The organism is Rhizobium sp. AC27/96 (assembly GCF_001692325.1).
Lineage (GTDB): Bacteria > Pseudomonadota > Alphaproteobacteria > Rhizobiales > Rhizobiaceae > Rhizobium.
Window position 1 is genome coordinate 144,181 of sequence record NZ_LXKN01000066.1, and the last position, 13,837, is coordinate 158,017.

General features: G+C 60.4%; 11 protein-coding genes. 8 read left to right on the top strand and 3 right to left on the bottom strand.

Translation table 11 applies throughout. From position 1 onward, the window contains the following. Positions 1-362: 362 nt before the first annotated feature. The 6 genes from A6U86_RS29965 to A6U86_RS29990 are packed head-to-tail and all read left to right on the top strand — an operon-like array spanning position 363 to position 7,505. Positions 363-1,427 (top strand): ABC transporter substrate-binding protein, encoded by a 1,065-nt coding sequence (locus A6U86_RS29965; protein ID WP_068399284.1) that lies wholly within the window; start codon positions 363-365, stop codon positions 1,425-1,427. Between the two features lie 51 nt (positions 1,428-1,478). Continuing rightward, positions 1,479-3,245 carry an iron ABC transporter permease gene (locus A6U86_RS29970; RefSeq protein ID WP_083197031.1) on the top strand — a complete coding sequence of 589 codons (1,767 nt, stop codon included), beginning with the start codon at positions 1,479-1,481 and terminating at the stop codon, positions 3,243-3,245. Beyond that, complete coding sequence (locus A6U86_RS29975; protein WP_068399287.1) at positions 3,238-4,299, top strand: ABC transporter ATP-binding protein; 1,062 nt, start codon at positions 3,238-3,240, stop codon at positions 4,297-4,299. Before A6U86_RS29970 ends, A6U86_RS29975 begins: the two co-directional genes overlap by 8 nt. A gap of 53 nt (positions 4,300-4,352) precedes the next feature. Next, the gene (locus A6U86_RS29980; protein WP_068399291.1) at positions 4,353-5,024 is read left to right on the top strand and encodes a response regulator transcription factor; all 672 of its coding nucleotides are present in this window, start codon (positions 4,353-4,355) and stop codon (positions 5,022-5,024) included. Beyond that, positions 5,014-6,405 carry a sensor histidine kinase gene (locus tag A6U86_RS29985; protein ID WP_068399294.1) on the top strand — a complete coding sequence of 464 codons (1,392 nt, stop codon included), beginning with the start codon at positions 5,014-5,016 and terminating at the stop codon, positions 6,403-6,405. The genes A6U86_RS29980 and A6U86_RS29985 overlap by 11 nt, the downstream gene beginning before the upstream one ends. Continuing rightward, positions 6,405-7,505 carry an ABC transporter substrate-binding protein gene (locus A6U86_RS29990; RefSeq protein ID WP_198929111.1) on the top strand — a complete coding sequence of 367 codons (1,101 nt, stop codon included), beginning with the start codon at positions 6,405-6,407 and terminating at the stop codon, positions 7,503-7,505. Before A6U86_RS29985 ends, A6U86_RS29990 begins: the two co-directional genes overlap by 1 nt. A gap of 18 nt (positions 7,506-7,523) precedes the next feature. Here A6U86_RS29990 and A6U86_RS29995 read toward each other — a convergent pair whose 3' ends face one another. The 3 genes from A6U86_RS29995 to A6U86_RS30005 are packed head-to-tail and all read right to left on the bottom strand — an operon-like array spanning position 7,524 to position 12,000. Continuing rightward, positions 7,524-8,717: an aromatic amino acid transaminase gene (locus tag A6U86_RS29995; RefSeq protein ID WP_068399303.1), complete on the bottom strand. Its 1,194-nt coding sequence runs from the start codon at positions 8,715-8,717 to the stop codon at positions 7,524-7,526. Then, on the bottom strand, positions 8,714-9,919 hold the full coding sequence (locus A6U86_RS30000) for a dihydrolipoamide acetyltransferase family protein (protein WP_068399306.1): 1,206 nt from the start codon (positions 9,917-9,919) through the stop codon (positions 8,714-8,716). Before A6U86_RS30000 ends, A6U86_RS29995 begins: the two co-directional genes overlap by 4 nt. A gap of 2 nt (positions 9,920-9,921) precedes the next feature. Continuing rightward, entirely contained in the window at positions 9,922-12,000 is a 2,079-nt protein-coding gene (locus tag A6U86_RS30005; protein ID WP_068399664.1) for a transketolase C-terminal domain-containing protein, read from the bottom strand. A 119-nt stretch (positions 12,001-12,119) separates the two neighbouring features. Between A6U86_RS30005 and A6U86_RS30010 the strand changes: the two genes are divergently transcribed. After that, positions 12,120-12,599: an Lrp/AsnC family transcriptional regulator gene (locus A6U86_RS30010; RefSeq protein WP_034482790.1), complete on the top strand. Its 480-nt coding sequence runs from the start codon at positions 12,120-12,122 to the stop codon at positions 12,597-12,599. A gap of 95 nt (positions 12,600-12,694) precedes the next feature. Beyond that, complete coding sequence (locus tag A6U86_RS30015) at positions 12,695-13,585, top strand: PaaX family transcriptional regulator C-terminal domain-containing protein (protein ID WP_068399667.1); 891 nt, start codon at positions 12,695-12,697, stop codon at positions 13,583-13,585. Positions 13,586-13,837 lie beyond the last annotated feature (252 nt).

Genomic DNA, 13,837 nt, shown 5'->3' on the forward strand with positions numbered 1-13,837 from the left:
CTCGCCGCGGAATAGGCGCAGGACCTGTCCGATAAAGGTCTCTGCCTTGCGATTTGAAACTTCTTCCGTCGTGACAGTTCTCTGACAGGAATCGCTGCCAGCTTATCCCGATCTGTAGAGGACAGAGACGATCGGTTCTGAACTGACCGGCCATTGGGGAGGAAATCCATGAACATCGCGCTCAGCCGCGTCTAGCGGCAACCCTTCGTCGCTTAGCGACCATCCGTCAAATCGTCTAGTCGCCAGCAGCCTTCTGTAGGAGGCCGGCCCGCTTCACCTGTTTTCAGATCGGCGTGGGCGGAAGCGCTGGCCGCTTGCGATGGCGACAAATCACACCCAGCAGTCAATTAGGAGGATAGTAAATGTCACTGCTTTTCAGAAAACTCAGTCTCGCGGCCGCCATAACGGTCGGTATCAATGGTGCAGCGCTTGCCGCCGGCGACGATCTGATCGCCGCTGCCAAGAAGGAAGGCGTGATCTCGATCTACGCCGCAACCGACCTGACCCAGGCGCAGGCCCTGCTCGATGCCTTCACCAAGAAATATCCGGGTATTCGGGTCGATTACAACGATATCGGCACCAACGGCGTCTACAATCGCGTGATCTCCGAAGCCGCGGCCGGCCAGGTCGGCGGCGACCTCGTCTGGACATCGGCGATGGACCAGACCGTCAAGCTCGCCGTCGACGGCTATCTCGTTTCCTATTCCTCGTCTGAAATCGGCGCCCTTCCAAGCTGGGCTGTCTATGACAAGACCGTCTATGCCACCACGCTCGAGCCGATCGGCATGATCTACAACAAGCTCGCCTTGCCAGAGGCGGAAGTGCCGCGTACGCGTGCGGCCCTGATCGAATATCTCGGCAAGAAGGATGTTGCGGGTAAAGTCGCAACCTTCGATCCGGAAAAATCCGGCGTCGGCTTCATGATCCAGACCAATGATTCCAAGCAGCGCAATGATTATTGGGATCTGGTCGGAGCATTCGGCACCGCCAAGGGCAAGACCTATTCCTCGACCGGCTCGATGCGCGAAACCGTTGTCTCCGGTGAAAACGTCATCGCCTTCAACCTGATCGGCTCCTACGCGCTCGATTGGGTCAAGAGCGCCTCCAATCTCGGCGTTGCCTTCGGCCAGGATTATACGCCGGCCTTCTCGCGCGTCGCCGCTATCATGAAGAACGCGCCGCACCCCAACTCCGCCCAGCTGTTCCTGGATTTCATGCTGTCGCAGGAAGGGCAGAACGCCATCGCTTCGAAGGGCATGCCGTCGCTGCGCACCGATGTCGACCAGGGGTACAACCTCAACACCATCAATGAACTGGTCGGCGGCAACCTGAAGCCCATCGCGCTTGATGACTCGCGTCTGGAATTCATGGACCCGATGAAGCGCCTCGAATTCCTCAAGAAGTGGCGCGGCTCGGTCAAGAGCTGACGCACCGGCCGAACATCGAAGAACAACAACCATCGATAAGGAGGCGAGCCGATGTCGGCACCGTCGACGCCAATATCCAGCCTGTCTCGCGCTGAGCCAGCAGTTGTTCAGGCAAGCCAGAAATTCACACCGATACCGCAGCCGGCCAATGCCCTTGGCTTTCGCCGTATCGTCATCGGCTTGCTCGCCGTCGTCGTGCTGGCTCCGATCGCACTGATCATCTACCAGAGCCTGCTCGATGGACCGTTCTTTGCGCGCAGCAGCAAGCTCTCGATCGAGGCCTATCGCTATATCCTGACCGACGAAATGTTCTATGACGCGCTCTGGAACACGGTCATCATGGCGGTCGGCATGGTGGCGATCGCGGTGCCGCTTGGCGCCGCGCTCTCCTTCCTTCTGACAAGGACTGACGTCAAGTTCCGCAAGGCGCTCGAAGTCGTCGTCCTCGTGCCGATGTTCATCTCTGCCATCGTGCTTGCCTTCGGCTACACCGTAGCCGTCGGCCCTTCCGGGTTCCTCACCATGCTGTCCCGCGACATCTTCGGTGCCGCGCCCTGGAATCTTTATTCATTGACCGGCATCGTCATCGTCACGGGGCTTGCGCATGTGCCGCATGTCTACCTCTATGTCGCGGCTGCCATGCGCAACCTGCCGTCCGATCTGGAGGAGGCCGCAAGGTCGATGGGTTCGCCGATCTGGCGTGTCTGCCTGGACGTGACGCTTCCCATGGTCCTGCCGGCGCTCGTCTTTGCCACCGCGCTGAACCTCCTGATCGGCTTCGAGATGTTCGGTGTTCCCTATGTGCTGGGCGATCCGAGCGGCATCGTTGTGCTTACCACCTATGTCTACAAGCTCACCACGTTGTTTGGTGTGCCGACCTACCAGCTGATGGCTGTCGTCGTCGTGCTGCTCGTGCTGCTGACGCTGCCGCTCGTCTGGTATCAGCGCCGCCTGTTGCGCCATAGCCGTCGCTATGCGGCACTTGGCGGCAAGGGCGCGCGCACGACTGTGATGCGGCTTGGAGCCACCGGCCAGATCATTGCGCTTTCCTTCATTGGCTTCTGGCTTTTCGTATCGGTGCTGCTGCCGATCGGCGGCATCGTGCTGCGCGCCTTCGTCGATGCCTGGGGGCAGGGGGTCAATCCGCTCGCGCATCTGACCGTCGCGCATTTTGCCACGCTTGTTGAAGTGCCAAGCCTGTTTCGCGGTATCGTCAACACGGTCATCCTTGCCGTCGTCGGCGGAGCGGCCGCGGTTGCGATCTATCTCGTGATCGGGCTTGCCGGGCATCGCCACAAGGGCCTGTCCAACACCGTGCTCGATTATATGGTGCTCCTGCCGCGCGCCATGCCGAGCCTCATCATCGGCCTTGCCTTCTTCTGGCTGTTCCTGTTCATCCCCTTCCTCATTCCGCTCAGGACCACGCTGATCAGCTTATTTGCAGCCTATGTCATCGTCGGGCTTTCCTATGGCCTGCGCCTGCTGCAGGGCACGCTGATCCAGGTGAGCCCCGAGCTCGAGGAAGCCGCGCGCACGACGGGCGCCACCATCGGCCGAAGCTGGCGCGATATTGTCATCCCCATCATCAGGCCAGGCCTGGTGGGAGCCTGGGCGCTGATCATGATCGTGTTCCTGCGCGATTACGCCACGGGCATCTATCTCATGAGCGCCGGCACAGAGGTCATCGGATCGCTGATGATGGCGCAACTCCAGTCCGGGGCGATGGACACGATCGCAGCACTCGCCTTTGTCAGCATCCTTCTTACCGGCGGCGGCCTTGCCCTCGCCCTTCGTCTGGGAGCCAAGATCCATGACTGATCTCATCGTTCAAAACGTGCATAAATATCTGGGCGGCCTGCACATCCTCCAGGGCGCCTCCTTCACCGCCAATCGCGGCTCGATCGTGTCGTTGCTCGGTGCTTCCGGCAGCGGCAAGACGACGCTGTTGCGCTGCATTGCCGGGCTTGAACAACCTGAGATCGGCCAGGTCAAGATCGCCGGCGCGGTGGTCTTCGATGGCGAGAAACGCGTCACCGTCGCACCGGAAAACCGCAATATCGGCCTGGTGTTCCAGTCCTACGCATTGTGGCCGCACCGCACCGTGGCGGAGAATGTCGCCTACGGCCTGAAGCTGCGGGGGGTGAACAAGGCTGACGCGGAAAAGCGTGTGCTGGAGACGCTGGGCAAGATCGGCCTCGGCCACCTTGCTGAGCGCTATCCGGATCAGCTCTCGGGCGGCCAGCAGCAGCGCGTCGCCATCTGCCGCGCTCTCGTCTACGAGCCGAAGATCCTGCTCATGGACGAACCGCTATCCAATCTGGATGCGAAACTTCGCGAGGAGGCGCGCTACTGGATCCGCAAACTCGTCCTCGATCTCGGCATCTGCGGCGTTCTCGTCACGCATGATCAGGCCGAAGCGCTCGCTGCCTCCGACAATATTCTGCTGCTGCGGAACGGAAAGGTCGAGCAGGAGGGGCCTCCGCAGGATATCTATTCGAAGCCGACAAGCTTCTACGTTGCCGACTTCCTCGGCGCGAACAATGTTGCGTCGGGACGCATCACGCGCGACGGCGCCGTGGCCAGCATTCGCGGCCCCAACTGGCAGCTCGATGGGGTGATGATGGGCGAGGGAGCGGAGAGCGACGGCAAGGCCGTCATCCGCGTCGAGCAGATCATCGTTCACGATCAGCCGGCATCCGGCCGTATCGAAATGCAGCTGGAGGCCTGCCTCTTCCTGGGCGACCGCTGGGAATACCGCCTGTCCTATGGCGAGTTCAAGGCCAAGGCATTCGGTCCGCGGTTCGTGGCCGCCGGCACGGTCTGGGCCGAGATCCCCCGCGAAAGCGTGTGGCTCTATCCGGAAGCAGCCTGAGGGCGGTGAACCGTTGCGTCCGGAGGTCATGACGGCTAGGCATTAAGGCTGATATGCGCATTCTGCTCGTTGAAGATACGCAAGACGTTGGCGAAGCCATATGTCGGCGCTTTCAGGCTATCGGCCACATGGTCGATTGGCAGACGGACGGTCGTGCCGCAGCCGAGATCCTGGCCTTCACCGAGTATGATCTCGTCATCCTCGACGTCATGCTTCCTGGGCTTGACGGCTTTGAAATCCTGAAAGGATTGAGGCGTGCCCGTGTGAGCACGCCCGTCATCATGTTGACGGCGCGCTCCGAAGTCGATGATCGCGTCGGCGCCCTCGATCTCGGGGCGGACGATTATCTCGTCAAGCCCTTCGACTTCCGCGAGCTGGAGGCGCGGGCGAGGGTATTGGTGCGCAGACGCAGCGGCGAGGCGACCAACTTCGTCACCTGCGGCGATATCGTCCTCGACCGCGCCAGCCGTTCGGTGAAGGTCGGCAAACGCGAGGTACAGCTGAAGCGCCGCGAGATGACGCTGCTCGAAATCTTCGCGTCGCGGCCGGGGCGGGTCTTCAGCAAGCACGAACTTCTCGACCAGCTCTATGGCTTCGACGAGGCCGTCAGCGCCAACGCGATCGAGCTTTATGTCGGACGGTTGCGCAAGAAGCTGGAAGGGGCCAAGGCGCGCATCGTGACACTTCACGGTATCGGTTATCAGTTGGTCTCCGATGACGCGTGAATATTCGCTCTTTGCCCGTCTGGCGATGGTCATATCGGCCCTGTTGACTGCCGGTGCGGCAATCCTCGTCACCGCAAGCTGGTACTCCGCCCGCACCGCGGCTGATGATGCCTATGATCGCCTGCTGGTCGGTGCCGCCTTGCAGATCGCCGATGGCCTTGCCGTTCAGGAAGGGGCTCTCATCGTCGATCTCCGCGCGTCGGCCTTTGAAATGCTGGGCCTTGCCGATCGCGATCGCATCTTTTACCGGATCGTCGATCCCAAGGGAAAAACGCTGACCGGCCATCGCGATCTGGAGACGGACATCGACGTTCCGGCTGTTCGCCGGGAGCCGGTCCTGAGTTCCGGTGTTTATAAGGGCGAGGCGGTGCGCATCGCGGTCGTGGGGCGTGCGCTTTCTGACCCGGCCGCGTCCGGCTGGGCCCATGTGATCCTGGCGCAAACCGTCGAGGCGCGTCGCGGATTGACGCATGAGCTGACGCTTAGCGCCGCGATCACGATCGTCATCATGTGCCTTCTGGCGTTGGTGGTGATGATCCTCTCCATTCGCCAGGCATTGCGTCCGGTTAACCAATTGGGAGGCGCGCTTCGCCGCCGGGATCCGCAGGATCTGACGCCGGTTTCCGTATCCGTCCCGCGCGAACTTCGCCCCTTCGTCGGCTCCATCAATCATTTCATGAGCCGCCTCAACGAACGCGTCGTTCTGCTCCAGCGCTTCATCGCCGACGCAGCACACCAGATCCGCACGCCGCTGACGGCACTGACCGCCCAGCTCGACCTGCTCGGCAGTGACAGGCTGGATGAGGCGGGCAGGCAGCATCTTCAGCGCGTACAGCAGCGGGCCAATGAGCTGGCTAGGCTTACCAATCAGCTGTTGAGCCACGCCATGGTCATCCACCGCGCCGAGTCCGTGCAGCTTGAGCCTGTCGATCTCACTGAAATCGCCCGGCGCGCCTTTCGCGTGGCGGTGCCGATCACCATCGATCCCGACATCGTGGTTTCCTTCGAGGAGGCTGATGCGAAACTCGTCGTGCTCGGCGATCCAGTCAGCCTGCGCGAAGCGATCGTCAACGTGATCGACAACGCGTTGCGGCACGGAACGCTATCCCGGCTCGAGGTGCGTACGCGTGCGGCTGGCTCCTTCGCTCTTGTCGAGGTCCAGGATGATGGACCCGGCATTCCCGCCAGCGAGTGGCCTCGCGTTACACAGCGCTTCCAGACTTCGAAGGCCGGTGAGGGCAGTGCCGGGCTCGGTTTTGCGATCGCCTCTGAAGTTGCCGCCGCACATGATGGAGCATTGCAGTTTCGCGAGAAGGGAGAGGATGCTCGAGGCTTCACGGTTATTCTGGCTCTCCCACGCATTCACATGGAGGGCAAATGATGCCTTGGCTGCTCCGCACATTCGTGCCGGCTCTCGTGGTTTCAGTGCTTTCATTCTCGCCAGCTTTTGCGTTGGAAGGAAGTTCGCAGTTTTTCCCAGCGGAAAATGCAGAGGCAGCACGCCTCTCGATCCATGGCGCAGCCGATCTTCATGCCATGGAGCCGCTGATCCGCGATTTTCAGAAAACCACACCGGACGTTGCTATCGAATATTCCGACTATGTCACCAATGAATTGCATCAGAAGGCGAGTGCAGCCTGCGCTGAGAACAAGCCGCTTGGCGACCTGCTGCTGTCCTCGTCGCTTGACCAACTCGTCAGCCTTGTCAACAACGGTTGCGCATCGGCCCATCACTCTCCGCAAACGGCGCGGGTGCCCAAATGGGCCAATTGGCGTGACGAGGTCTTCGGCTTCACCTTCGAGCCGGCGGTTTTCGTCTACAATGCGCGCTACGTTCAGCCGGACGATGTGCCGCGCACGCGCGCCGAGCTTGCCGACCTTTTGAGGCGCAGGCTCGATTATTACAACGGGCATGTCGGCACGTTCGACATCAGGACATCAGGCGTTGGATATCTGCTGGCGTTCAGCGACGCGCGTCAGGCGACGGCCACCTATGGCCGCGTTCTTGAAAGCATGAGCCGGGCGGACGTGAAGGTGAGCTGTTGTACCGGGTCGATCCTGCAGGAGATCGCCAGCGGCCGGATTTACCTCGCCTATAACATGATCGGCTCTTATGCCTATGCCGCCGCCAAGGCCAATCCGGATCTGAAAGTTGTCATCCCGCGCGATTATGCCTTGATCCTGAGCCGCGGGGTGCTGATCCCGAAGACCTCGCCGCGGCCGGATCTCGCCCGCCGCTTCCTCGATTATCTACTGTCCGAACGCGGGCAGGAGGTGGCGCGGCGACAGGCATTCTTCTTCGCGGAAAAGGGAGCTATTCCCGAGGGCGTCGACGGTCCGGAGAATTTGGGCGAATTGAGTTTCATCCAACCGATCCGCATCGGGCCGGCCCTGCTTGCCGCACAGGATGAGGCGCAACGCCGAAGGTTCATCGACGACTGGAGCCATTCGATGCTGGGCAAAGGCGCGCCATCGCCGTAGAGCGGCCTCGCTCAAATCTCAAATCACGTAGGGGCCAATTTGCTCCACAACGGCTCCGACCTCTTCGATCCGAAGGCCGGCGACATTGATTCTGCCGGAATCCGGCATGTAGATCGCATGATCGGCGCGAAGCCGCCGGACATTGTCAGGTGAAATCGGAAGGAGTGAAAACATGCCTTCCTGATTGCCGATATGAGCAAGGTACGGCCGGAACTTGCCAAATGCTGCAGCGACAGCTCGACGGATTTCCGTCGTGCGGATTCGCATGGAATCCAACTCGTCCGACCAGGCTTTCCGCAAGGACGGATTTTGCAGGATCGTTGCCACGATTGCCGCGCCATGTGCCGGCGGCATCGAATAACTCGTGCGCGCATAGCTTGCCAGATTGCCCACCCCCTTGTTCAAGGATGTCCGCGATCCGCCAATAAGATAGGCCGCGCCAGTGCGCTCTCTATAGAGCGAAAAGGATTTGGAACAGGAGACTGCGACCATGGCCTCATCCGCGGCTTCGAGAACTGTCATCATCCCGGCCATGTCCTGTTGCAAGCCGCGTCCGAGGCCCTGATAGGCGCTGTCGAACAGCGGCAGCAATCCATTCCTCGCAACAATGTCGGCGATATCTCGCCAGTTCTGTTGCGAGAGCGCGGCGCCGGTTGGGTTATGACAGCTCGCCTGGAAGAGAACAGCGTCGCCCGGCGCGGCTTGTTGCAAAGTCCCCAGCATCTCATCGATCAGGACTGCCTGTTTGCCGATATCGAAAAAACGATAGTTTCCGATCTGAAGGCCAACAGAGGAAAATATGGCGTGATGGTTGACCCATGTCGGCGTGCCGATCCAGATCTTTCTTTTGCGCTGCTGCGCGAGCAATTCGGCAGCTAGCCGCAAAGCGCCGGTGCCGCCCGGTGTCTGAACGCCGGCCACCTGCTTGCCGCCATGGCCCTCTCCAAACACTTCCATCGCCAATGCTCGCAGAAAGACCGGATCGCCCTCGGGGCCGATATATGATTTGGAATCCTGCGTTTCCCAAAGGTGATGTTCCGCCGATTTGACGGCTCTCATCACAGGCGTACGGCCCGTTTCATCGCGGTAGACGCCAACGCCAAGATCGACTTTTCCAGATCGCGGATCGTCGGCGAATTTTGCGATCAGCTCGAGCAGAGGATCCGGCTTCTGCTCGGCAAGACCGTCGAGAAATGTGGTTGCGTCTGTCATCGCCAAGTCTCCAGAATTCGAACGAACTCGGTCAGCCAGGCATTCGTCTGGTGCCCATCAAGGGAACGATGGTCGATCGTCAGCGACACATAGGCCATCGGGCGGATCTGGATCGTATCGACGCCATCGACCTCTCGCACGACGACACGCTTCTCCAGCTTGCCGACACCCAGAATGGCCGATTGTGGCTGGTTGATGATGATGGGAGACGCCAGCAGTGACCCCGAGACCCCATGGTTGGAAATCGTGAAAGTCCCGCCCTTCAACTCGTCGTTCTTCAGGGCGTTGGATCGTGCCCGGTCTGTCAGGTCCTGGAGCCGGGCGGCAATGTCCTGAAGTGAAAGGTCCTGCGCCCGCCGGATCACCGGAACGAGCAGACCCTTGTCACCCAGGGCTATTCCGACGCCGATATTGATGTCCTCGAATATCTCGATGCTGTCATCGTGCCACTGGCTGTTTACCTCCGGCACGAGTTTCATCGCCGCCACGGACGCCGCCACGAAATAGGCGGTGTAGGACAGGTTCACGCCTTCAGCCTTCATTCGATCCTTATGGCTGTCGCGATGACGCATGATCGCCGTGAAATCCGCCTCGAAGACCGCCGTGACCTGAGGAGCTGATGCCAGCGAGTGCGCCATATGCCTTGCGATCGCAAGCCGCATGGCCGAATGGGAGACGGTTCGGGATTTTCCATCAATCGCGATTGACGAAGAGGGCTGCCCCGGCGTCGTCTGCGGTGATACGGGGGCGGATGAGTGTGCCCTGCCGGCGTCCAGCGCATGATCCATATCGGCGCGCGTCACGCGGCCGTCCTTGCCACTGCCCTTGAGTGTGGCCGGATCGATCCCGTATTCCGCGGCAGCCTTACGAACGGCCGGCGAGTAGTGGATCGCGGCCGGAACTGCTGAAGTCGATTGCTCCTGCGAGGGAGCGGTGGGCACATCGGCCGCAATGCCGTTCGCTTCGACGCTCATTCGCCCGAGGATGTCTCCCGGCGCCGCGTCATCACCATCCGACATGGCGATTTCGCTCAGGATGCCGTCGCAGGGTGCCGGTATCTCCTGCGTTACCTTGTCGGTTTCCAGCTCGACGAGCGCATCGCCTTCTCTCACGCGATCGCCAATCTGCTTCAGCCAGTTGCGGACGACCGCCTTCGTGCCTTCCTGCTCAAGAGGTGCCGTAATCTCAACCATACTCGTCATGCTTAAAACTCCAGCAATTCGGCGATCCGCTTGGCGATCCGTTCCGTCGACGGCACGGCCCAATCGAGAAGGATGGGATTATGCGCGCTTGGAATATCCGGCATGGTCAGGCGCGAGACTGGTGCGTCGAGATCCATGAATGCCTTGTCCGCGACCACGGCCGCAATTTCGGCGCCGAAACCGCCGGTCTCGAGATCTTCATGGACGATAAGGCAGCGGTGGGTTTTGGCGACTGAGGCGAGAACGGCCTCCCGATCCCACGGCATCAGCGTGCGAAGGTCGATGACATCGGCGGAGATGCCCTCGGCCGCCTCTTCGCAGCGCTGAACCATCGCGCCCCAGGTGACGATGGTGATGTCGGTGCCGGTACGCGTCAGCTTTGCCTCACCGAATGGCAAGGCGAAGTTATCGCCGGGATAGGCGCGGCGCGCCCATGCATGATCGAGCATGGCCCTGTGTTCGAAGAAGATGACCGGGTCATTGCCACGGATTGATGTGCGCAGAAGGCCGACGGCATCCTCCGCATTCGAAGGGACTGCAACCTTCCAGCCTGGCTGGTGCACGAAAGCCACTTCATTGGTCTGACTATGCCACGGATCGCCGCATTTGAAGAAACCGCCGGGCATGCGCACGACGACCGGAGCTGCAAACCGGTTGTTGGTCCGCCAGCGGATGGTGCCACAGTCGTTGAGCTGTTCGGTCGCCGGCTCCGCATATTTCCGGAACTGGATTTCTGGAACAGGAACCAGCCCGGCCAGCGCCATGCCCACCGCGCGCCCGATAATTCCTTCCTCGGACAAGGAGGTGTCGAAGACTCGCTCTTTGCCGAATTTTTCCTGCAGCCCGAGGGTCACGGCATGAACGCCGCCTTTGGGGCCGATGTCCTCGCCAAACATGACAACCCGCTCATTGATCGCCATCTCATGGTCGAGCGTCCGGCGGATGGCGGTGACCATGTTGATGCGCGGGCCGGATGTATCGGGTTCCTGCGATGTGGCCGGTGAGGCATATCCGCCGGGATGCTGGCCGCCCATCGTCTGCATCTCACCATCGAAAAACACATGACGGGTCACGGACGCGGGATCGGCGGCTGGCCTAGCCTCGGCGGCCTCCCTTGCCCTTTCGGCCAATTCACGCGCGGCATTCTCAGAGGCTTCCCATTCTTCGACCGTCATGACGGCGGGAACGAGAAATTCCTTCAGGCGCGGCAGCGGATCGCGCTCCCATTCGCGCCGGACGGTTTCCTCGCTCTTGTAGGTCTGGGTATCCTGGAAGCTGTGCCCTTGCAGGCGCGGAACCGTCAGCCTCAGAAGCGCGGGCTTGCGCTCTTCGCGGACGAAAGAGACCGCGTCCTGTACCAGACGCGCCGCTTCGGCGGGGTCGCAGCCGTCACCATCGAATATTGCAAGGTTCTTCCAGCTGGCGAGGTTTGCCGCGATATTGCCGCCGGGCGTCTGAACCGTCGAGGGAACCGAAATGCCAAAGCCATTGTCCTCGATATAGAACAACATCGGCAGCTCTTGTGTCGTCGCAACTGTCAGTGCTGCCCAAAAGCCGTTGGATGCGACGGAACCGTCACCGCCGAGGACGACGCCGATATCCGTTGCGTATTCTTTTCGCCCAAGAGTATCGGCGTGGTATTTCATGGCCTGCGCCCAGCCGGCTGTCGGCGTGTACTGCGCGCCAACGCCGCCACACATGGGCAGGGCCGAAGCGCCCGACAGGTTGGGATAATTAAAGACAACGCCGATGTCCCGGCCGTCGGAATAGCCGCCGGCGCGGCCCATGGCCGAGCCGAGGGCGTCAACCGGATCGACACCGAGAGAGAGGAGAAGCGGCCGCGAGCGATAGTAGCCGCAGGTGGCATCGTGCCGGCCGGTCAGTTGCGTGCCGAGAAGCACTTGCGCCATGTCATGGCCGCGCGCTGAAAACTGATAGAGAACCTTCTTTTCCGGAACGAGGCGCTTCTCTTCCAGCTCATCGAGGGCTCTGGAGAGATGGACGAGACGGGCTATCTTGCGCCAGTCGATACGGTCGTCGGGTGCGTTGCGCTCATGCTTTCTTGCAGCCAGCTGGTCCATTTGCTCCTCCTGCATCTGGTTGCATGATTCTAATTCAGCATGGCCGCATTATTCCTTTCAATCTCATGGCTGCTAACCTAGTATTTGAAAGGTTCAGTTCACAATCGGCGGGTTTTTGAATGGAAAATTTCGACCTCGATCACGTCGACAGAGCCATACTTCGCGTGCTGCAGGAGCAGGGCGATATCAGCCAGGCGGCGCTGGCAGAGAAGGTCGGCGCATCGCCCGCCTCATGCTGGCGACGGATAAAGGCGCTGGAGAGCGAAGGTGTACTGGGCAGGACGGTTCGGCTTGTCGATCCCGACAAGATCGGAAAGGGCTTGAATGTCTTTTGCCAGGTCAAGATGAAGACCCACGATCCCGCGACGCGCCGCGACTTCGAGCAGTTCATCGCCAGCTATCGCGAAGTCCTCGAATGCTATTCCATGTCCGGGGAGTGGGATTACCTCATCCGTGCTGTCGTCGCCGATGTCAGGGAATATGAGGGGCTTTTGATGCGCGGCATCCTGACCCATGAGGCTGTGTTGAGCTCGTCGTCGCACTTCTCACTCAAATGCGTCAAATACACCACGGCATTGCCGACGAACGCGACGCGCTAGTGCTCCTCATTCGCCTTGGCCGGGCATCAGCTTGAACATTGCAAGCGTCTCGCGCTAATAAACCCCAACGATCACAGATCGGGAGTATGGTTGGATTGTCGGCAGATAACGTTAAGTCCGGGCATGAATTGAATGAGGCGGTCGCGGCGCTGCTGATTGACCTGCCGATCAAGGCAGCCGGCTTCATCGTCACCATCTACGGCGATGTCATCGAGCCGCGCGGCGGCACTGTCTGGATCGGAAACCTCATCGAGACGTGCCGGAGCGTGGGCATTACCGAAACGCTGCTGCGAACTGCAGTGTCGCGTCTGGTCAATGCCGGGCGGCTCGTCGGCGAGCGAGCGGGGCGCCGCAGTTATTATCGGCTGGCAGACGCTGCGCAGACGGAGTTCGCCAAGGCCGCCGCCTTGCTCTATGGGCCCGAGCCGACAGTCAAATGGCAGTTCGTGCTGATCAATGGTCCCGCGCCGGACGAGATCATGCAAGGTCTTGAACGGGACGGCTTTGCCAGGCTGAGTCCGCGCATGGCTGTCGGAACGCACCCTGCGCCGCCGCTGCCTGATCGGGTCATCATTTTCGACGCTCAACTTATGACCGAGAATGCGGCGTTCAAGGAGTTTGCCGAGGGCTCGTGGGATTTGCAGCGCTTCGCAGCTGCTTACAACGAATTCATCAGCCGTTTCGGCGCCTTCTCGCAGCGGATCGAAAGCGCCTCAAGCCTCCCGCCGTTTGATTGCCTGATCGCGCGGCTGCTTCTGGTCCACCAATATCGCCTGATCATGCTGCGGGAACCGCATCTTCCGAGATCCGCCTTGCCGGCCAATTGGCCCGGCGAAGATGCCCGGCGATTATTCGCCGATCTCTATTTGAAACTGTCGAAGAAGGCCGATGGTTACGTCGGCCGTCATTTTGTCGACGAGGCGGGCAAGCTCCAAGAGGCTACCCCGGCAAGTCAACGCCGGCTCGATCACCTCAAGTCGCGCTAAAAGATCAATCCTCTCAGGAACATAGCGAAGCGTTCGCCTTGTGGCGTCTCTATGTGATTTCAAATGTCACAGAAAATACGGAAAATTCATTTGAACTGTGACATATGGCATGCTAATACAGTGACCGTTCGGTCGATTAATTTGTTTGCCGTCGGATCGATGTTTCGTGGAGGAGAGCGTGAAACAGGCCTATAATCCGGATGTGGTGAACGATCAGCTCCGCTGATGCGTTTCATTACGACCGCAAGGCTT

What these genes read in the sequence shown, in the direction of transcription:
- A6U86_RS29965 (WP_068399284.1), top strand. Translation starts at nt 363, where the DNA reads ATGTCACTGCTTTTCAGAAAACTCAGTCTCGCGGCCGCCATAACGGTC.
- A6U86_RS29970 (WP_083197031.1), top strand. Translation starts at nt 1,479, where the DNA reads ATGTCGGCACCGTCGACGCCAATATCCAGCCTGTCTCGCGCTGAGCCA.
- A6U86_RS29975 (WP_068399287.1), top strand. Translation starts at nt 3,238, where the DNA reads ATGACTGATCTCATCGTTCAAAACGTGCATAAATATCTGGGCGGCCTG.
- A6U86_RS29980 (WP_068399291.1), top strand. Translation starts at nt 4,353, where the DNA reads ATGCGCATTCTGCTCGTTGAAGATACGCAAGACGTTGGCGAAGCCATA.
- A6U86_RS29985 (WP_068399294.1), top strand. Translation starts at nt 5,014, where the DNA reads ATGACGCGTGAATATTCGCTCTTTGCCCGTCTGGCGATGGTCATATCG.
- A6U86_RS29990 (WP_198929111.1), top strand. Translation starts at nt 6,405, where the DNA reads ATGCCTTGGCTGCTCCGCACATTCGTGCCGGCTCTCGTGGTTTCAGTG.
- A6U86_RS29995 (WP_068399303.1), bottom strand. Translation starts at nt 8,717, where the DNA reads ATGACAGACGCAACCACATTTCTCGACGGTCTTGCCGAGCAGAAGCCG.
- A6U86_RS30000 (WP_068399306.1), bottom strand. Translation starts at nt 9,919, where the DNA reads ATGACGAGTATGGTTGAGATTACGGCACCTCTTGAGCAGGAAGGCACG.
- A6U86_RS30005 (WP_068399664.1), bottom strand. Translation starts at nt 12,000, where the DNA reads ATGGACCAGCTGGCTGCAAGAAAGCATGAGCGCAACGCACCCGACGAC.
- A6U86_RS30010 (WP_034482790.1), top strand. Translation starts at nt 12,120, where the DNA reads ATGGAAAATTTCGACCTCGATCACGTCGACAGAGCCATACTTCGCGTG.